This is a genomic window from Viridibacillus arvi (genome assembly GCF_001274945.1).
Classification (GTDB): domain Bacteria; phylum Bacillota; class Bacilli; order Bacillales_A; family Planococcaceae; genus Viridibacillus; species Viridibacillus arvi.
Window position 1 is genome coordinate 272,106 of the sequence record NZ_LILB01000008.1, and the last position, 19,342, is coordinate 291,447.

Consider the following 19,342-nt stretch of genomic DNA (forward strand, 5'->3'; position numbering starts at 1 on the left):
AAGCCCGGTGGAATACCGAACTCAGGTCTTAGAAGCTGCTTAACTAAATATGTCTAACTTTCTTGGGTCAGTTCATCGACACATTGGATGCTTTTATCATTTAGTTTTTCATTTTTGGATCAAGAGCATCTCTTAAACCATCACCCATTAAGTTAAACCCTAAAACAGTTAGCATAATCGCTAAACCTGGGAAAATCATAGTCCAAGGAGCATTGATTAAATAGATACGTGCATCAGCTAGCATTTTACCCCACTCTGGTGTAGGTGCTTCTGCTCCAAGTCCAAGAAAGCCAAGTGCAGCTGCTTCAATAATTGCAGATGCGACGGCAAGTGTTCCTTGCACAATAACCGGCGTCATTGAATTCGGTAAAATATGAGAAAATAGAATCCGAGCATCCTTCATACCAATCGCTTTTGCAGAAGTTATATACTCTTCTTGCTTAATACTCAATACCTTCGAACGAATGAGCCTTCCAAAGTTCGGAACATTAATAATTGCAATAGCAATTAAAGCATTTTGCAAAGATGGGCCAAGTATTGATACAACTGCAATAGCAAGTAATATACTTGGGAACGCTAGCATAATATCGAAAATTCGTGAGATGATGGTATCAATCCAGCGACCATAATAACCAGCAATAATCCCCAACATACTTCCCACTACAACTGATCCAATAACTGAAGAAAATCCAACCCATAATGATATTCTAGCGCCGTGCACGACCCGTGAAAAAATATCCCGACCAAAATCATCTGTGCCAAACCAATGCTCAGCAGATGGTGGTTGTAAACGATTCTTTAATACTTGGTCATTAATTCCTTCTGGAACAAAAAATGGACCAACTATAGCTAGAAGGATGAAGAACGCAACAATTACTGCCCCTACAAGCGCAGCTTTACTTTTCTTAAAGCTACGCCATGCTTCTCTCCATGGACCAACCGATTGATCTTGTTTAATAACTACATCTATAGTTGCATTCGGTGCCATTTCAGACATAACGAACTCCTCCCTTCCTAGTCATATTTAATCCTCGGATCTATAAAACTATATAAAATATCTACGATTAAATTGATCATAACAAAAACAAAAGCGATCACTAAAATACCGGATTGTATAACCGGATAATCACGGTATCCAATAGCATCGTAAATGTAGCGACCAATACCTGGCCAACTAAAGATCGTCTCTGTTAAAATAGCCCCACCTAATAGTAGTCCCATTTGCAAACCAATTACTGTTAATACAGGAATGATGGCATTTTTGAGAGCGTGTTTATAAACAACCCAGAACATATTTTGCCCTTTAGCTCGTGCTGTTCGAACATAATCAGAACGCATCACTTCAAGCATACTTGAACGAGTCATTCTCGCAATAATTGCCATCGGGATTGTCGCTAATGCAATTGCAGGTAATATTAAATGTTTTAATACATCCCAAAGCTGATCAAATCGACCATGAATAATCGTATCTACAACATACATGTATGTAATGGGATCGACAGGATTCCTGGCATCCTCTCTACCTGATGTAGGGAGTAAATCCATTTGAATACCAAATACCCACTGCCCCATTAAACCTAACCAGAAAATAGGCATAGATACACCGATAAGTGCTAAAATCATTGCAAAATAATCAAACCAAGAATTTTGGAACCATGCTGAAACAATTCCTGCATTCACTCCAATGATTACTGCTAAAATCATTGCAAAAAGAGCCAATTCAAATGTCGCTGCTAAATACGGCCACAATTCACTTGATACCGTTGCTTTCGTACGCATCGATTCACCTAAATCACCTGTCAATAGATCACCTAAATAATTTACGTACTGAATATACCAAGGGTTATCCAATCCTAGGCTTGCTCGCAATGCCGCTTTCGCTTCTTTTGTAGCCTGCTGTCCTAAAATTACTTGAGCAGGATCGCCTGGAATTGCACGTATTATTAAAAATACAATAAAGGTCATTCCGAGCAAAACCGGGATTAACTGCAATAGTCTTTTTCCAATATAGTGAAGCATTTTCTTCACCTCTCCATCTCAATCATGTTGAATAACTCTCGTTTGAAAAAACTAGCCTTCCGCCAAATAAGCGAAAGGCGTAGTTTAATTGTCTAGCTTATTTAAAATCTACGTTTTCTAATCTGTCAGAACCAGTTGGGTGTGGTAATAAGTTAATGACATCTGACTTACTAGCTAAAAGTGGTGTAGAGTGAGCCAGTGGAACCCAAGGTGCTTCTTCATTAAAGATTTCTTGAACTTTTTTATATATCTCATTACGTTTCTCTTCATCTACTTCTGTTTGAGCTTCAATTAATAATTTGTGAGTTTTAGAATTTTTGTAGTAAGTGTAGTTATTACTACCGATGCTATCCTCGTCTAGAAGAGCATATAAGAAGTTATCCGCATCTCCGTTATCGCCAGTCCAGCCAAGTAAGAATGCATCTGCTTCCCCTTTTTCAGCTTTATCTAAATATACGCCCCATTCATATGAAACAATTTTACTCTTCATACCAACGTCAGCTAGGTTCTTTTGAATTGCTTCAGCAATTTTTTTACCATCTGGCATATACGGGCGTGGTACAGGCATTGCCCATAATTCAATTTCTTTACCATCATAGCCAGCTTCTTTTAATAGAGCCTTAGCTTTTTCTGGATCATATTCATAGCCTTTAACATCTTCATTGTAACCACCAATTACTGGTGGCATTTGGTTTTTCGCAACTTCAGCTTGACCTTCGAAGAAAGCATCAACAATCGCTTGCTTATCGACTGCATAGTTCATTGCTTGACGAACTTTTACATTATCAAAAGGTGGTCGCGTTACAGTTAAACCAAGATAACCAATATTCATAGATGGACGTTTAAGCAATTGTAAATTTGCATTACTTTCAATCGATGCCGCATCCGACGGACTAATACCATCTGCTAAATCAATTGCACCTGAAAGTAAATCGTTTAATCGGGTTGAGTTATCTGGAATAGAGCGGAATACTACTTTATCTAGTTTCGGCAAGCCTTCTCGCCAATAATTTGGATTCTTTTCGATTGTAATTGAGTCATTACGTTTCCAAGAGACAAATTTGAATGGTCCAGTACCTACTGGATTATCACCAAACTTATCACCAAACTTTTCAAATGCCGTCGGGCTCGCAATAGCGAATGGACTCATTGCAAGGTTTTTCAAGAATGGAGCTTGAGGTTGTTTTAAAGTGATAACTACTTTTAAATCGCCGTCAGCTTTCACAGATTTGATTACTAGACTTTTATCATCTTTAAAACCACCAAATACTGATTTAAAGTAAGGGAATTTCTCTGCATCGCCGTTCATCCAGCGTTCAAAGTTTTTCACTACTGCATCAGCATTGAAATCAGTTCCATCATGGAATTTTACGCCTTCTTGTAAGTCAAATGTGTAGCTTAAACCATCTTCAGCAGCCTCCCAAGACTTAGCTAAACCAGGGTTTAATGTTGTATCTTGTTCACCAAAGTTGATTAGTTTTTCATATAAGTTCTCTGTTACTTTGTAAGTCTCTCCCTCTGTTGTAGCAATAGGATCAAGTGATACAGAATCTCCCCCACGACCAAAGACTAACGTTTTTTCTTTTTTCTCTCCGCCGCCTTTATCATCGCCCTTAACATCATCCTTTTCATCAGAAGAACATGCTGCTAATGCCGTAGACAATACTAGTAATAACATCAAGCCTAGCGCTAACCATCTCTTTTTCCTCATATACATAACCCCTCCACACTTTGCTCTATTATCATTGTTGACCTTGCTCATTATATAAATGACAAGCAACAGAATGACCTTTCTCAACTTCCTTTAATACAGGTACTGTTTTCGAACAAATATCCATTTTAAATGGACATCTTGTATGGAACGTACATCCCGCAGGAGGATTTGAAGGACTTGGAATGTCCCCTGTTATCAATATTTGCTCCCGTGTAAAGTTCGGATCTGGTACAGGAACTGCTGATAATAAAGCCTTTGAATAAGGATGCAATGGTTTGCTATATAAAGACTCACTATCTGCTAGCTCAACCATCTTCCCTAAATACATGACCCCTACACGGTCACTAATGTGACGAACAACACCTAGATCATGCGCTATAAATATATAAGTAAGCTTTAAATCTTTTTGCAAATCTTGCATTAAATTTAAAACTTGAGCTTGAATCGAAACGTCTAGAGCTGAAACAGGTTCATCTGCAATAATCAATTTTGGATTTGTCATTAGCGCTCTAGCTATACCAATACGTTGTCTTTGTCCCCCACTAAATTGATGTGGGTATCGTCTGGCATGGTAGCTACTGAGGCCAACAATTTCTAGGAACTCATTGACCTTTTTCTTACGTTCTTTTACATCTCCAATACCATGAACAACTAAAGGCTCCTCTAGAATTTTGCCTATTGAATGCCGAGGATTTAATGAGGCATAAGGATCTTGGAAAACCATTTGAATTTCCCTACGAGCTTTACGCATTTCTTCTTTAGATAAATCGGATAGCAACTTACCATCAAATTCAATACTTCCCTCTGTTGGCTCTAGCAATCTCATAAGCATACGTCCTGTAGTAGATTTTCCACATCCAGATTCTCCAACAATCCCAAGCGTTTCACCTTCATTAACATAAAAGGAAACATCATCAACCGCTTTGACCTGACCGGATACTTTTCCAAGCACCCCTTGGCGAATCGGAAAGTATTTCTTCAACCCTTTAACTTTCAACAACGGCTCTGTCAACTGCAGACACCTCCTTTCTTTCGTGCAAGAAGCATCTCGTTTTATGTTCTGGGCTTGTTTGATATAAATTCGGATTTTCTACACGGCATTGTTCAAATGCAAATTCACAACGAGCAGCAAAACGGCAACCCGTATTAACAGATCCCGGTTTTGGCACATTTCCAGGTATGGAATATAAACGTTGTTTTTTGAAGCGCATATCTGGTACAGATTGAATAAGTCCTTTTGTATATGGATGTTGTGGGTCGTTGAATAATAATTTGACTGGCCCTTCCTCCACTACTTGCCCGCCATACATCACGACAACTCGCTCACAAGTTTCTGCAACAACACCTAAATCATGTGTAATCATAATAACTGCTGTATTCAATCGCTCATTTAAGTCTTTCATTAATTGTAAAATTTGTGCTTGAATCGTTACGTCTAATGCTGTCGTTGGTTCATCAGCAATAAGTACCTTTGGATCACAAACAAGTGCCATCGCTATCATCACACGTTGGCGCATACCACCAGATAATTGATGTGGGTATTCCTTTATTAACTCTTCAGATCTTGGTAAACCTACTAACTTCATCATTTCAATTGCCCGATTTCTAGCTTGTTTTTTTGACCAATCTTTATGATGGATTAATATTGCTTCCATCAATTGATTCCCTATTGTAAATAGTGGATTCAGTGACGTCATTGGTTCTTGGAAAATCATTGCTATATCTTTCCCTCGTACTTTACGCATTTCTTTTTGAGAAAGCTTAGTTAAATCCTTGCCATCAAATTCTATTTGTCCACCTGTAATTTTACCCGGCGGAGATGGTACAAGCCCCATAATCGATAAAGCGCTTACACTCTTGCCACAGCCAGACTCTCCTACAATGCCAAGTATTTCACCTTCTCTTACCGAAAAATTAATATTATCTACTGCAGGGATTTCACCATCATCTGTGAAAAATGTCGTCTGAAGTCCTCTCACCCGTAGTAATTCTTTACGATCACTCATATAGTCCCCCTCTTAAATTCGATAATTCGATATTTTCTAAATATTCAATTCTTTTTATCTATTTTATACTGTTAATTTGAAAAATTGCAATACTTTTCATATTTAAGTATTTTTATGACAAAAAATAAAGACTCCCCAAGAATGAGAAGTCTTTATTTTATGCTATATTACATACTTATTATGCATCTAGTCTTTGCATATGGAACAAGTTATGATAAATACCTTGTTGTTCTATCAATTGCTCATGTGTACCTTGTTCTTTTAGTTCACCATGATCTATAACTAGAATTTGATCGGCATGTGTGATTGTTGATAAACGGTGAGCTACGACGATTGTTGTTCTATCATGAGCTAATTTGTCTAATGATTCTTGAATTAGTGATTCACTTTCTAAATCTAAAGCTGAAGTTGCTTCATCCAGAATAAGGATTGGCGGATTTTTTAAAAAGACTCTGGCAATGGCAACCCGTTGTTTTTGTCCACCAGATAATTTAACACCACGTTCTCCAACTTTTGTATCGTAACCTTCTGGTAATGAAATAATGAAATCATGAGCATTAGCTGCCTTAGCTGCTGCAATTACTTCTTCATCAGAGGCATTTGGTCGTCCCATTAAAATATTTGATTTAACAGAATCGCTAAATAGAATATTATCCTGGAGTACGATTCCAATTTGTGAGCGTAACGAATGGATTGTTGCCTCTTTAATATCAACTCCATCAACTTTTATAGAACCTTCCACCACGTCGTAAAATCGCGGTATTAGCCCTACTATCGTTGATTTACCTCCACCACTCATTCCAACAAGCGCAATTGTTTGTCCTGCTTGAATATTGAAACTTACATTGTTCAGTACATTCTGTTCCTCTTCGGTATATCGGAATGAAACTTTTTCAAATTGTACATCACCTTTTAGTGGAGGTAGTGCTGCTGCATTTGGTTGATTTTCTACATCGTATTTCTCATCTATCAATTCAAATACGCGGTCCATCGAAGCGATTGATTGAGTAAGTGTCGTTGAAGAAGTTACAAGTCTACGTAATGGTCCATATAGTCGATCGATATAAGCAACAAACGCTACCATCGCACCGACTGAAAGTGGTCCTTGAATAACCATGTAACCTGCAAATCCAATAACTAGTAACGGAGCTACTTCAGTAATCGTATTAATCACTGCAAAAGCTTTAGCATTCCATTTGGTTTGATCAAGTGCCTTGTCCAAGAATTCCCCGTTAGTCTCATCGAAAATTTTCTGTTCGTGCTTCTCTAATGTGAAGCTTTTTATGATGCTCATTCCTTGAACACGTTCATGTAAATAGCTTTGTACTCCTGCTAATGCTTGTGAACGTTTGCGTGTTAAATCACGTAATCTACCAAAAAAGTATTTTACACAAAACGCATAGAATGGAAAGACGATTAATGTTACTAATGTCAATTTCACATCTAACGTTAGCATAATCCCAATAGCGATTAGAATTGTTGCTAAGTCCAGCCAAACATTCATCAGACCAGTCATGATAAAATTCTTCGTTTGCTCCACATCATTAATAACACGTGAAATGATTTCACCAGCACGTGAATTTGCATAATAGTTCATGCTTAACTTTTGGAGATGTCCATACAATTCTTTACGAATATCATATAATATCTTATTACTCACATGCTGAGCAAAGTATTGGCGGTAATATTCTATTGGTGGTCTTAAAACAAAAAATACAACAGCTGTTCCACCTAACCAATAGAATAGCTGTAATGTTTTTTCATCATTTGTTAAATTTTCTGCCATCACAATATCATCAATTACAATTTTAATTAATATTGGAATAAATAACGGGATTGCAAATTTTACAATTCCTATAACAAGTGTTAATAGAATCTCCCAATTATAAGGCTTTACAAATCGCATATAGCGTTTAATACTGTCCAAAAAGTCACTCCCTTTTCAAGCGAAAAGCCCGCTGGTTTTCACCAACAGGCATTTATTAGTCATTATCATGAAGCTTTCTTTGAAATTGATAACGGCTCGTCCAAGCTTCTATAAAGTCAGGCGCAAATGGTCCACGTCTTTGGTGAATCCAGCTAAGTAACTTATCAACATTTGATTTCAATATTTGATCAATTACAGATGGATAACTCATTTCCTCTTTATGTTGTTCATACTCATCTTCGTCAAGTAAAGTATAAGACATATCGGGGAACACTTTTACATCTAAGTCATAATCAATATACTTAATAGCGTTATTATCAAAAACAAATGGAGAGCTCATATTACAGTAGTAATATACTCCATCTTCTCTCAACATACAAATAATATTAAACCAGTGCTCTGCATGAAAGTAACAAATGGACGGTTCACGTGTTAACCATGTTCGACCATCCGCCTCCGTTACGAGTGTACGTTCATTCGCTCCGATGACTATATTTTTTGTGCCTTTCAATACCATCGTTTCTTGCCAGACACGGTGGATACGGCCATTGTGTTTATAACTATGTATTTGTATTGTTTCACCTTCTAATGGAATCGCCATGCTAATGCCCACCTTTTCGATAAACACTTATTGGAAAAGCGCTCTTTGCTTAACATTATAACAATCATGATTAAAAACTTGTAGCAAAAAATAAGCGAAGGCCAAAAGCCTTCGCTCATTAGGGTGTGTCCCATGATTAGTTCGAGTTATTTTGATTGTTCTTAGCAAATTTACCCGAAGCTTTTTGCTTGTTTTGCTCAGCTTTATTATTTTGCTTTGCTACTTCGCTGAAATCAGTTTCAGCTCCAAACTCCTCAAACATGTTTTGCGCATTGTTTTGCGCATTGTTTTGCGCATTGTTTTGCGCATTGTTTTGCGCATTGTTTTGTGATTTGTTTGCACTGTTTTGATTCTTTTTCATGGAAATCACCTCCGTGCTATCTAATTTGCGTAGCTTGGAGTTATTTATTCTTGGTAATATTTCCTTTATAAATTTGTTGATTCAATTTGATAACATTGCCACACTTTTTGCATTGGTACTGGCATTGGTAAAGCAGCCATCTCTTCAACCGTGAACCACTGGCAATTATCAGGAATGATTTGTTGCTCCTCACAATTAACAAAGTAACTTTCTATATGCCAAGTTAAATGTGAAAAAATATGTTTGAATGAAGTTAATTTTTCGCGTGATAATAAGTTTAAGCTATATTGTTCTGCTAATTTCATTTCGTTTGTCGTTCCGGTATCCGTTTTTTGCTCAATCATTGGAAATTGCCACATATTCGCTAGTAGACCTTTTTCAGGACGCTTTTCGATTAAAAATTGGCCTTTAGTATTTCTTACAACATACACGTCATAAGGAATGTGCTTCATCTTTATTTTTTTCGTTTTAATAGGTAGCTTCTCCGGATTCCCCTCATTGAAAGCGGTACAAAATTCTCTTACTGGGCATAATAAACACTTAGGAGAAGTCGGAGTACAAATCATCGCACCTAACTCCATCAAACCTTGATTAAATTCGGATGGATGAATTGGGTCAATAAGTTCCATAACTGCATTTTCAAATGTTTTTTTCGTCTTAGGAAGTGCAATATCTTCTTCAATTAGTAAAACTCTGCTTAGTACACGCATAACATTGCCATCAACAGCATGCTCCGCTTTATTATAGGCAATACTAAGAACCGCTCCTGCAGTGTACGGGCCAACACCTTTTAGTTTCGAAATTTCTGGTCGACTATCAGGTACTTTGCTGTTATAATTTTCGACCACTTCTCGAACACCTGCTTGTAAATTGCGGGCACGCGAATAGTATCCTAGCCCTTCCCATTGCTTCAACAACTTCTCCTCTGGTGCGTCTGCCAAATGTCGAATTGTTGGAAATTCACTTAAAAATCGTTCATAATATGGGATAACCGTGTCGACTCTTGTCTGTTGAAGCATCACTTCTGACACCCAAATTTTATAAGGGTCGTTCGTTTTTCTCCACGGTAAATCCCGTTTTTCTTTTTTAAACCACTCGACTAATGCTTGTTGGAATTGATGTTTATATTGATAGTACACTTTTTCCTCCTAGGTATTTTCGATTTATTTTAACAATGCATATAGCAATAAAATGTAAACCAACTGATTATTTTATCTAATAAAATTGAAACAATTTCTCTCCCAATATTTAAGGAGCTGATTATTTTTGGATTCAGGTACACATTTAGTAATGGGTATTGCACTAGGTGGCTTAGCATTAGCTGACCCAGTAGTAGCTGATAGTTCCATGACAACAGCTGCTGTTATTACAGCAACAATCATTGGATCACAAGCACCCGATATCGATACAGTTTTAAAATTGCGTAATAATGCTGTTTATATTCGGAACCATCGCGGGATTACACATTCAATTCCCGCTGTTATATTATGGCCTATTCTAATTACAGGCGTATTAGCTTTGTTATTTCAAGGCGCTAATATATTGCATCTATGGCTTTGGACATTTTTGGCTGTTTTTCTTCACGTTTTCGTTGATATTTTTAACGCTTATGGAACACAAGCATTTCGGCCAATTTCGAAAAAATGGATTGCGCTCGGTGTTATTAACACATTCGATCCTATAATTTTCGGATTACATGTAATAGCACTAATGCTATGGGCATTTGGCTCCGATCCCGTTTGGACAATAACCAGTTTATATAGCGTTATTGTGATTTACTATTTAATCCGCTTTATCTTACAGCGATCCGTTAAGCATGCTGTTAAAAACACCATTCCAGACGCCGAAAAAATAATACTTTCACCAACAATGCGCTTTTTCCAATGGCGTGTTGCGGTCAACTCAAGCTCCACACACTACGTCGGACGAGCATATGGGCGGTCTATCACCATTTACGATAAATTCCCAATAGAACCACTACCAGATACTCCATTATTCCACGCAGCGTTAGAAGATTCCAATTTAGCTGCATTCGTATCATTCTCTCCCTTATACCGTTGGGAAGTAAGCGAGCTTGAAGATAATTACCATGAAGTACGACTAATCGATCTGCGTTATCGAAGCGAAAATCATTATCCATTCGTCGCCGTCGCACTACTAAACGACAATAATGATGTCATCCAATCCTACACAGGCTGGATATTTAGCGAAGACAAACTACGAAAGAAACTGATTGTGGATTAACTTAAATGCTGAAGCGGCCCGTTCAGAGGAAGATAGCCTAAGTACGCCACGTCCTGTGGCAACGGCTATCTGACCAACATCCTATTGGCCTCCGACAAGCACTGGAAGGCTCGAATCAAAGGCGCTTTTTGCCTGTGACCGAGAGGCTGAAGTGACCTCGAGGGGCTGGCCGCTGAAGCTGGATATCTTAAATGCTGAAGGCGCTCGTTCAGACTCGACAAGCACTGGAACCTTCGAATCGAAAACGCTTTTTCAGTTTTCATCCGAGAAGGTGGAAGTGACCTCGAGAGTCTAGCGCCTGAAGCTGGATATCTTAAATGCTGAAGGCGCTCTTTGACGGCGAGCGCCAGATTGAAACTTCGCGAGTAGCTAGTACCAACTGTTGCACTATCTCAAGTGATTGTTGCATTTTCACCGCTATTTGTTGCGCTAACTTCATTCTTTGTTGTACTAACTCGAGTGATTGTTGCGCTAACTCGCCTCTTTGTTATTTAGCAGAATATTCACGTCCTAAGACTGACGTAATTCTAGTCTAACCAAAACGAGATATCCCTTTTATTTATCCAACCTTTAGAAAAGCTGCCAAAATCGGCAGCTTTGCGTGTTTATAATGAAGTTGCTTGATAAATATTATAAATTTTAATCAAGTATCTCATTCAAAAAAATGCTATCGACTAATAAACATCCTCAATAAACTGACCGCTACACATTAACGTAGCGGTCAGTTTATTGTAATCAGTTGTCAGTTGCATCTAGTAAGTGAGCGTATTTTGGATTACGCCCTGCGAATTCATGTAGTTGATGACCGTAGCCTTGAATCCATTGGCGAATGATTTTCTCAGTCATTTCAGTACCTTGATAATCATAACCCGCTTTTGCGTATGTCGCTTCAAAATCAGACCATAATAATTCGATCCACACGCGTGCACGTTCTTCTGTTAGTAATTCATTACTATCTTTTAGTTCCATTACAAGTTGATCTACTATTGCTTCCAATTTACATACCTTCCTTTACTGGTGTTAACATTGAGATTGGTAAAGCTTCTTCATAATGATCGCCACCAAGTCGATATCCCCATCCAAAGCGTCCTTTTAAGTATTCTAATTGAAAGAACACACCTGGATCACCTTCTATACGATACATTTCACCAGGTTTAAAATCGTCTGGGTTCAATAAAAATGCTTGAGCCATCAATGCTTTTCGTTCATAAACAGCAAATTCATTGAGAATACCTAGTTGCTCTGCTTTTCTCGCTTTTTCTTTTAATGTTGCGATTTCTGTTCGTAATTCTGTTGGTGTCATATCGCTATATTTTTTATCCATTTTCTTGCTCCTTCTCTTCAATGAAAGTTTCTATAATATCAGCCGGAAAGCCTTTTTGATATAGAGTTTGCTTTACACGCATATGCAGATCATATCCACTATATTTCGTAGCATATTTACGCCATGCTTTGTCACCTTGCACTTGAATCATTTGTTGCCATTCATCATCTTCTCGTGAAAATTCAATTTGTTCAAGTACTTGCTCTATTATCGCAAAGGAATAGCCTTTTCGCATTAAGTTATCTTGAATTTTCTGTTTTACTTGAGTCGGCGTTTTACGTCGTTCAGAAAAAGCCACCTTCTCTCCTAACTTCAAGGCAATACTAAGCTGCTCTTCCTCAGAAAAGGTTTCGAGCACTTCTTCTTGTAACTTTTTATCAATACCCTTTTTCTGCATATCTTGTCTAATTGCACGAGGGCCTTTTTTGGCAGTCTTCTTCTTCGTTTCAAGAAGTGCTTTTGTATATGTGGCATCATTTAAAAAACCATGTTTATTTAATTTTTGAATAGCCTCTTGAATAACAGCCTCTCCAAATTCTAAATCAAGAAGCTTCTTTTTTACTTCATATTCACTGCGCATTTGATAACTTAGAAAGCCGAGTGCCCGATTATACGCTCTTTGAATTTCATCATCAAAGGCAATCTCATCTAGCTCTAGCCCTTCAATCACTTTACCTTTTGTCAGGCCAAACTGAATTAAAATGGTTTCATCAACACTAAAAGCGTATTCTTCATTTAAAAAGATATTATAGCGCTCTTGGTTTTTCTTTTGGCGCGTAATTTTTGTGATTACTCGAGTCATCGAAACACTCCTTCACTTAAATATAGTATACATCTTTTCTAAGTTACCTTCATTTCATCTATACTTATATATAATGAAAGCATACATATGTATGGAAAGCTATTTCACTTGTTTTGATTAAAGCAATCAAATAGTTCATGTTTTTTCACTACCCAATCTTACATGGAGGGACGTTAAAATTATGAAAATTGCAATTGCAGGTGGCACTGGTTTTGTAGGACGTGAGCTTACAAAACTCTTACAGCAACAAGGTCATGACATTTTTATCTTAACGCGGAAAAAAAGCTATGAAGCAAATGGTATTCGCTATATACAATGGCTAACAGATAATGCAATGCCTGAAGCACATTTACAACGGATAGATGCCTTTATTAATCTGGCAGGTACTTCTTTAAATGAAGGACGTTGGACAGATAAGCGTAAAAAGGAAATCTACGACAGTCGCATCACTGCCACCAAGGAAGTCCTACGTATTATTGAAACACTTGATGTGAAACCTAAAGTACTGATTAATGCAAGTGCAATTGGCATCTATCCATCTTCAAAAGCTGCTGCCTACACTGAAGGCTCACCTCAAGTGGCAAAAGACTTTTTAGGTAAAACCGTCAAACACTGGGAGCAAGAAGCAAAAAAAGCCGAAAACTTTGGAGTTCGTGTAGCTATGGCACGTTTCGGTGTCATCTTAGGTAAAGATGCTGGTGCACTTTCTCTAATGGTTTTACCGTATAAACTTTATGTAGGTGGTACAGTTGGTTCTGGTTCCCAGTGGGTATCTTGGGTACATGTCAAAGATGTCGCATCGGCATTATGTTTTGCATTAGAAAATAATCGTATTGTAGGGCCATTTAATGTAACCGCTCCAAATCCAATTAGGATGAAGCAAGTAGGCGAAATAATTTCATCCATTCTTGGTAGACCACATTGGTTTCCTACTCCATCATTTTTACTAAAAATTGCATTAGGTGAAAAAAGTAATCTCGTTTTAGAAGGACAGCAGGTTTTACCTAAAGTTTTACTAACGGAAAACTTTCATTTTGAATATCCAACATTAGAAGCTGCATTAGAAAATTTGTACGCATAAAGATCGTTCCTTAGCGCAACCTACTTTAAAAATAGAAAGGTTGCGTTTATATGTGGAAAAACCATTTGCTCGGAATTGTCATTGCAAGTGCTATTGTTTTTATTGGTGCTATCGTCAATCCGTTTAGCGCTTCTGCAGATGAACTTCATTGGGGTTTTAAAAAAGCTCAGAACGAACAACCGGCAGAAGCTGGTGCAGCACTCGATCAAACATTAGAAAAGTACGGCGCTATTTATAAAGGAAGTTCTGATGAAAAGGTTATTTATCTAACCTTTGATAATGGCTATGAAAATGGTTATACAGCAAGCATACTTGACACTTTAAAAAAGGAGAAAATTCAAGCGACATTTTTCCTGACAGGTCATTATTTAACGAGTGCTACTCCTCTTGTTAAGCGTATGATAGATGAAGGTCATGATATTGGTAACCATTCATATGGCCATCCGAATATGGCAAGACTAAGTGAAGAAGAAATATTAAAGGAATGGAAGAAGTTCGATGATAAGCTAAGAGAGATTACAAAAGTCGAACGAACTATTTTTGCAAGACCACCTGAAGGCACCTTTAACGAAAAACTGCTTCAAGTAGGTAATGATGCTGGCTACCGACATATCTTCTGGTCTGTTGCCTTTAAAGACTGGCTTAAAGACAAACCTCAAGGCTGGAAATATGCATATGACAACCTTATGTCACAGCTACATCCTGGTGCCATCGTCCTCATGCATACCGTGTCGCCTGATAATGCGGAAGCTTTACCAAAATTCATCGAAGCTGCACGCAAAAAAGGTTATCGATTTGATTCCATTAATAATCTTGTAAACAAAGAAGCAGGTTTAGCTGGTTCTTTCAAAACACACGACCGTTCGTTATAATGAAGGAACATAGCGAAAAAGGACGTGTAATTTTTGACGCAACAATCAATTATGGAAATGGGACAAAAACTTACTATAACAATTAAAAGGCTCGGCATTAATGGTGAAGGAATCGGCTACTATAAACGTAACGTTGTTTTCGTCAAAGGCGCTCTTCCTGGTGAAGACGTCATCGCACAAGTGACGAAAGTAAATCGTAACTTTGCAGAAGCAGAAGTTGTGAAAATTCACAAAAAATCACCGATACGCCAAACACCACCATGTCCAGTTTATGAGGAATGTGGCGGTTGCCAATTACAACATATAACATACAAAGGACAGTTAGCAGCAAAACGAGATGTCATCGTTCAAGCTCTAACAAAGTATGTAAAATCACAAGCAAACAAAATCGATGTGCGTCCTACAATGGGCATGGAAGATCCTTGGCATTATCGAAATAAGAGCCAATTCCAAGTACGGAAGCCAGGCAATAAAGTGCTTGCTGGTTTGTATTCTGCCAATAGCCATAAGCTGTTGAACATTGAAGAATGCGTTGTACAACACCCTGCAACAACGAAAATCACTACGGCTACAAAAAATATTTTAGATGAGCTTAACATCCCTATTTACGATGGTCGCTCAAAAGGAATTGTACGTACAATTGTTGTTCGTACTGGAATAAAAACAGGCGAAGTACAACTCGTGCTTATTACGACACGTAAAAACTTCCCTAAAAAAGAAGTGCTTGTTGAACGATTAAAACAAATTGATCCAGCTGTCGTATCCATCGTGCAAAATATTAATGCTGAAAAAACCTCGTTAATATTTGGTGACGAGACATATACACTAGCTGGAAAAGAGACGATTCATGAAGAACTTGGTGAACTTGCTTTTGATTTATCGGCACGTGCCTTCTTCCAACTTAACCCTACCCAAACTGTCCATCTCTATAATGAGATAAAAAAAGCGGCTGCATTAACAGGTAAAGAGACTGTTGTTGATGCTTATTGTGGTGTTGGTACAATCGGCCTTTGGTTAGCAAAAGACGCAAAAGAAGTACGTGGAATGGATATTATTCCCGAAAGTATTCAAGATGCTAAGCTAAACGCCAAAAAGCATGGCTTTAACCATGTTAAATATGTGACAGGCTCCGCTGAAGAATGGTTAGCAAAATGGCGCAAAGAAAAATTCGTACCGGATGTATTAACAGTAGATCCTCCAAGAACAGGCCTTGCACCAAGCCTTCTAAATACAATTTTACAAGTTAAACCAAAACGCTTTGTTTATACTTCTTGTAATCCATCGACTTTAGCAAAGGACTTACAGGAGCTTACAAAGGTATATAACATTGAATATATTCAACCGATTGACATGTTCCCTCAAACAGCTCATGTTGAATCAGTCACATTATTAACATTGAAATAATCCATTAAAAAGATTGAAGTTCTTATGAGCTTCAATCTTTTTAATTATTACTTATTACCCCCTTCCATAGATTCAAATCCCTGAATTGTTTTAATAAAAAAAGTACATTCTCCTACTTATCACACAGAACAATTTACTGAAATAACACATTTATAGCTACTTCTCGACAAGTTATTACATTTTTCTGCATTTTTTCTCATTGCTTATCATAGTTTACAAATCCATAATAGTATTAACAGATTTTTTACAATTAAGGAGGGGGCTTAATGCAAAGGATACGTAACTCTATTCAATGGAAGCTCATGTTAAATTCATTACTTCTTGTCGCAATACCTTGTATCATTATTGGTTTTTTCAGTTATCAAAGCGCCAAATCTAATATGGATAAATTAGGTGAAACGATTGTGAAAAACAGCGTACAGACGACGATGCAGCTAATTGCTTCACTAGATGCTGAAGTACAGAAAGGAAACTTATCCCTAGAAGATGCGCAAGAAGCTGTTAAGGTTCAAATCATTGGTGAAAAGATAGAGGATGGACATCGAGAGATTACATATCCCGGTGATTTAGGAAAAAGTGGTTATATATTCATTTTGCAAGAAGATGGCTTAATGCTTGCCCATCCCAATATTGAAAATCAACAATCGTGGGAGTTAAAAGACAGTAATGGACAATATTTTATCCAGAATATTATTAAAAGTGCAAAAGCAGGTGGTGGTTTTGTCGAATATCCATTCCATCTACCTGAAGATGAAAAGAAGCTTGCTGAAAAAATTACATATGCTGAAATCGACCCACACTGGGGTTGGATTGTAAGTGCCGGAAGCTACAAAAAAGACTTTAACTCATCCGCACAAAATTTACTTATTGTCATGGGGATAGCCTTTACCGCCTCGCTTATCATTGCGACTATTATTATGTACTTATTAGCTAAACATTTTGGTAATCCTATTTTAAGACTAACGAATAAGGTAAAAGAGATTTCTACGGGTGACTTAACTGTCCAATTACATGAAGTAAATCGCGGAGATGAGTTAGGACAATTGAATACTCATTTTGATGTGATGGTAACACAACTAAAAACATTAATAAGTGAAGTAGATACAACGATAAATGATATACAAGACGCCTCATCAACATTAACCGCTGTATCAGAAGAGGCAACTGCTTCTACAACAGAAATTACGCGTGCTGTATCGGATGTCTCAGCTGGATCATTACAGCAAGCAAGAGATGCTGAGGAAACAAAACTAGTCATTATGGGTATCTCAGAACAAATTAAAAATCTATATCAAAAAAATGAATATATGCAACAGTCTTCTGAACAGATGCAAAATTCAAATGAACAAGGGCTAAATAATTTAACTTTATTAAAAGAGAAATCAACAAAATCAGCTGACCTAGTAGAGCATGTACAAAAAGTATTCCAATCCCTATCTTCCAAAATGAAAGATATTGAAAATATTATACAAACGATTAATCAAATCTCTGCCCAAACAAATTTACTAGCTCTTAATGCAAGCATTGAAGCTGCTAGAGCTGGTGAGCACGGTAAAGGATTTGCTGTTGTAGCAAATGAAGTCAGAAAACTAGCCGAACAGACTGCAGCATCCACAGAAAGTGTTCAACAAACGTTACGTGGTATTGAACAGGAAACCTTACTTGCAAACCAAGAAATTGACAAAACATCTTTGATTGTCAAAGAACAAAATATAGCTGTTTCAAATACTGAAATGTCATTTGAGGATATTAAATCGAATGTAGGTACCATCATTTCCTCCATCGAAAATGTCACAGAGAGCGTCAATATATTAATGGCTTCTACGGAGATGTTCACTTTTGCGATTGAAAGCATTGCTGAAGTAAGTGATCAAAATGCCAAAGCTTCAACGGAAGTGTTCGCCTCGGTTGATGAACAGCAACATGTCATGGATATTGTGGCTAAATCTGCATCGCAGTTATCGAATGAAATTAATTCATTAAAATCATCTATTGCACAATTCAAGCTAAAATAAGTAGACAAAAGCCGTCCTCGATTTAATGAGAACGGCTTTCTTCTTTATTGACTAGGACTCCAATACAAAAGAGCAGCTTTAAATTGATGCTTATAAATATATTTACCTTCTTTGTATTCAACATATTTCTGCACTGCTACCTCAACTCGCGACTGCTCTACATTTGGCGTCAATAGCTTCACACTATTAGCATCAATCATCTCGTCGTAAGAATCATACGTATACGTTTTCTCTAAATCTACTATCTGACAATTTGCATGGATATCCAATTCATAGAGAATATTCATCAAATCTATGTAGTCTCTTCTAGGGTACTTCAACGAATAACCAAAGTTATTTTGTAAATCTATATAATGAGGTCGCATCGGTGCAAAAGTCACACCAATGATGGCTAACTTCTTGGCACTATTATGTATTTGTTGTAGCGCTCTCTTTATTTCATATATACGATAAAAACAATTCATTCCAAAAACAATATCATATTGCTCAGTTCTCTTATAATCCTCCCACTTCTCATGAATAAAGGAAATATTGTTGTAATTATCGGTAGTACATTTATTTTGCAAATAATCAATCATACTTGCAGAACTATCTACACAAGTCAGCTTATTTACGTGGTTTGCAAGTGGAAATGTATAATTCCCCCAACCAGGTCCAATTTCTAGAACCGTATCAGTTTGGTCGATGCGCTTTTTAATGGTTTGAAAGATACCCTCTGCATAAGGATCTGTCTCTTTACCAGCATTTTTTTGAATATATTGAGCCCAAAATTGCTCTTCTAAAGCATCATTGACCATGCGCTCTGGCATCTTCCCAGACCAATCTTTCATCCCTTCTTGCCAAACCTTTTCGAAATCTACTTTTTCACGTGTCTCAATAATCATTCCACACTTCCTTTTCCACTATATTCAAATTATTCATTATATTTATCATATAGTGACAACACCACCGCCGCAACGAAAAAAGGATCGC

The 19,342-nt window shown here is 37.4% G+C and carries 18 protein-coding genes; 5 read left to right on the forward strand and 13 right to left on the reverse strand.

From position 1 onward, the window contains the following. Positions 1-100: 100 nt before the first annotated feature. The 9 genes from AMD00_RS20215 to mutY form a co-directional block, all read right to left on the reverse strand. Positions 101-988, reverse strand: coding sequence for an ABC transporter permease (locus AMD00_RS20215; protein WP_370588358.1), 888 nt, complete (start codon positions 986-988; stop codon positions 101-103). A 26-nt stretch (positions 989-1,014) separates the two neighbouring features. Beyond that, on the reverse strand, positions 1,015-2,019 hold the full coding sequence (locus AMD00_RS20220; protein WP_053418806.1) for an ABC transporter permease: 1,005 nt from the start codon (positions 2,017-2,019) through the stop codon (positions 1,015-1,017). Between the two features lie 97 nt (positions 2,020-2,116). Further along, positions 2,117-3,730 carry an ABC transporter substrate-binding protein gene (locus tag AMD00_RS20225; RefSeq protein ID WP_053418807.1) on the reverse strand — a complete coding sequence of 538 codons (1,614 nt, stop codon included), beginning with the start codon at positions 3,728-3,730 and terminating at the stop codon, positions 2,117-2,119. A 31-nt stretch (positions 3,731-3,761) separates the two neighbouring features. Further along, positions 3,762-4,745: an ABC transporter ATP-binding protein gene (locus AMD00_RS20230; protein ID WP_053418808.1), complete on the reverse strand. Its 984-nt coding sequence runs from the start codon at positions 4,743-4,745 to the stop codon at positions 3,762-3,764. Further along, positions 4,720-5,739, reverse strand: coding sequence for an ABC transporter ATP-binding protein (locus tag AMD00_RS20235; RefSeq protein ID WP_053418809.1), 1,020 nt, complete (start codon positions 5,737-5,739; stop codon positions 4,720-4,722). Before AMD00_RS20235 ends, AMD00_RS20230 begins: the two co-directional genes overlap by 26 nt. Positions 5,740-5,917: 178 nt before the next feature. Continuing rightward, the gene (locus AMD00_RS20240; RefSeq protein ID WP_053418810.1) at positions 5,918-7,666 is read right to left on the reverse strand and encodes an ABC transporter ATP-binding protein; all 1,749 of its coding nucleotides are present in this window, start codon (positions 7,664-7,666) and stop codon (positions 5,918-5,920) included. Positions 7,667-7,721: 55 nt separating this feature from the next. Continuing rightward, complete coding sequence (gene ntdP, locus AMD00_RS20245) at positions 7,722-8,267, reverse strand: nucleoside tri-diphosphate phosphatase (protein WP_053418811.1); 546 nt, start codon at positions 8,265-8,267, stop codon at positions 7,722-7,724. A 136-nt stretch (positions 8,268-8,403) separates the two neighbouring features. Continuing rightward, positions 8,404-8,628: a hypothetical protein gene (locus AMD00_RS20250; RefSeq protein WP_053418812.1), complete on the reverse strand. Its 225-nt coding sequence runs from the start codon at positions 8,626-8,628 to the stop codon at positions 8,404-8,406. A 65-nt stretch (positions 8,629-8,693) separates the two neighbouring features. Continuing rightward, complete coding sequence (mutY, locus tag AMD00_RS20255; RefSeq protein WP_053418813.1) at positions 8,694-9,767, reverse strand: A/G-specific adenine glycosylase; 1,074 nt, start codon at positions 9,765-9,767, stop codon at positions 8,694-8,696. A 127-nt stretch (positions 9,768-9,894) separates the two neighbouring features. Here mutY and AMD00_RS20260 point away from each other — a divergent pair, with 127 nt between their 5' ends. After that, entirely contained in the window at positions 9,895-10,872 is a 978-nt protein-coding gene (locus AMD00_RS20260; protein ID WP_053418814.1) for a metal-dependent hydrolase, read from the forward strand. Between the two features lie 735 nt (positions 10,873-11,607). On the opposite strand, the gene AMD00_RS20265 is transcribed toward AMD00_RS20260, so the two are convergent. From AMD00_RS20265 to recX, 3 genes are read right to left on the reverse strand one after another with little or no spacing between them, the layout of a single operon-like run. Further along, entirely contained in the window at positions 11,608-11,868 is a 261-nt protein-coding gene (locus AMD00_RS20265; RefSeq protein ID WP_053418815.1) for a YfhJ family protein, read from the reverse strand. 1 nt (position 11,869) lies between these two features. Further along, complete coding sequence (locus AMD00_RS20270; protein WP_053418816.1) at positions 11,870-12,196, reverse strand: YfhH family protein; 327 nt, start codon at positions 12,194-12,196, stop codon at positions 11,870-11,872. Next, a complete protein-coding gene (gene recX, locus AMD00_RS20275; RefSeq protein ID WP_053418817.1) occupies positions 12,189-12,998 on the reverse strand; it encodes a recombination regulator RecX in 810 nt (269 codons plus the stop codon). Before recX ends, AMD00_RS20270 begins: the two co-directional genes overlap by 8 nt. 181 nt (positions 12,999-13,179) lie before the next feature. Between recX and AMD00_RS20280 the strand changes: the two genes are divergently transcribed. The 4 genes from AMD00_RS20280 to AMD00_RS20295 all read left to right on the forward strand — a co-directional run bounded on the left by AMD00_RS20280 (position 13,180) and on the right by AMD00_RS20295 (position 18,370). Next, positions 13,180-14,079 (forward strand): TIGR01777 family oxidoreductase, encoded by a 900-nt coding sequence (locus AMD00_RS20280; protein ID WP_053418818.1) that lies wholly within the window; start codon positions 13,180-13,182, stop codon positions 14,077-14,079. Positions 14,080-14,129: 50 nt separating this feature from the next. Beyond that, complete coding sequence (locus AMD00_RS20285) at positions 14,130-14,951, forward strand: polysaccharide deacetylase family protein (protein ID WP_053418819.1); 822 nt, start codon at positions 14,130-14,132, stop codon at positions 14,949-14,951. A gap of 33 nt (positions 14,952-14,984) precedes the next feature. Then, the gene (rlmD, locus tag AMD00_RS20290; RefSeq protein ID WP_157059306.1) at positions 14,985-16,355 is read left to right on the forward strand and encodes a 23S rRNA (uracil(1939)-C(5))-methyltransferase RlmD; all 1,371 of its coding nucleotides are present in this window, start codon (positions 14,985-14,987) and stop codon (positions 16,353-16,355) included. A 266-nt stretch (positions 16,356-16,621) separates the two neighbouring features. Beyond that, positions 16,622-18,370: a methyl-accepting chemotaxis protein gene (locus tag AMD00_RS20295; protein WP_053418820.1), complete on the forward strand. Its 1,749-nt coding sequence runs from the start codon at positions 16,622-16,624 to the stop codon at positions 18,368-18,370. A 44-nt stretch (positions 18,371-18,414) separates the two neighbouring features. Here the strand turns inward: AMD00_RS20295 and AMD00_RS20300 are convergent, their stop codons facing one another. After that, complete coding sequence (locus tag AMD00_RS20300) at positions 18,415-19,254, reverse strand: class I SAM-dependent methyltransferase (RefSeq protein ID WP_053418821.1); 840 nt, start codon at positions 19,252-19,254, stop codon at positions 18,415-18,417. Positions 19,255-19,342 lie beyond the last annotated feature (88 nt).

What these genes read in the sequence shown, in the direction of transcription:
- AMD00_RS20215 (WP_370588358.1), bottom strand. Translation starts at nt 988, where the DNA reads ATGGCACCGAATGCAACTATAGATGTAGTTATTAAACAAGATCAATCG.
- AMD00_RS20220 (WP_053418806.1), bottom strand. Translation starts at nt 2,019, where the DNA reads ATGCTTCACTATATTGGAAAAAGACTATTGCAGTTAATCCCGGTTTTG.
- AMD00_RS20225 (WP_053418807.1), bottom strand. Translation starts at nt 3,730, where the DNA reads ATGAGGAAAAAGAGATGGTTAGCGCTAGGCTTGATGTTATTACTAGTA.
- AMD00_RS20235 (WP_053418809.1), bottom strand. Translation starts at nt 5,739, where the DNA reads ATGAGTGATCGTAAAGAATTACTACGGGTGAGAGGACTTCAGACGACA.
- ntdP (WP_053418811.1), bottom strand. Translation starts at nt 8,267, where the DNA reads ATGGCGATTCCATTAGAAGGTGAAACAATACAAATACATAGTTATAAA.
- AMD00_RS20250 (WP_053418812.1), bottom strand. Translation starts at nt 8,628, where the DNA reads ATGAAAAAGAATCAAAACAGTGCAAACAAATCACAAAACAATGCGCAA.
- AMD00_RS20270 (WP_053418816.1), bottom strand. Translation starts at nt 12,196, where the DNA reads ATGGATAAAAAATATAGCGATATGACACCAACAGAATTACGAACAGAA.
- recX (WP_053418817.1), bottom strand. Translation starts at nt 12,998, where the DNA reads ATGACTCGAGTAATCACAAAAATTACGCGCCAAAAGAAAAACCAAGAG.
- AMD00_RS20280 (WP_053418818.1), top strand. Translation starts at nt 13,180, where the DNA reads ATGAAAATTGCAATTGCAGGTGGCACTGGTTTTGTAGGACGTGAGCTT.
- AMD00_RS20285 (WP_053418819.1), top strand. Translation starts at nt 14,130, where the DNA reads ATGTGGAAAAACCATTTGCTCGGAATTGTCATTGCAAGTGCTATTGTT.
- AMD00_RS20295 (WP_053418820.1), top strand. Translation starts at nt 16,622, where the DNA reads ATGCAAAGGATACGTAACTCTATTCAATGGAAGCTCATGTTAAATTCA.
- AMD00_RS20300 (WP_053418821.1), bottom strand. Translation starts at nt 19,254, where the DNA reads ATGATTATTGAGACACGTGAAAAAGTAGATTTCGAAAAGGTTTGGCAA.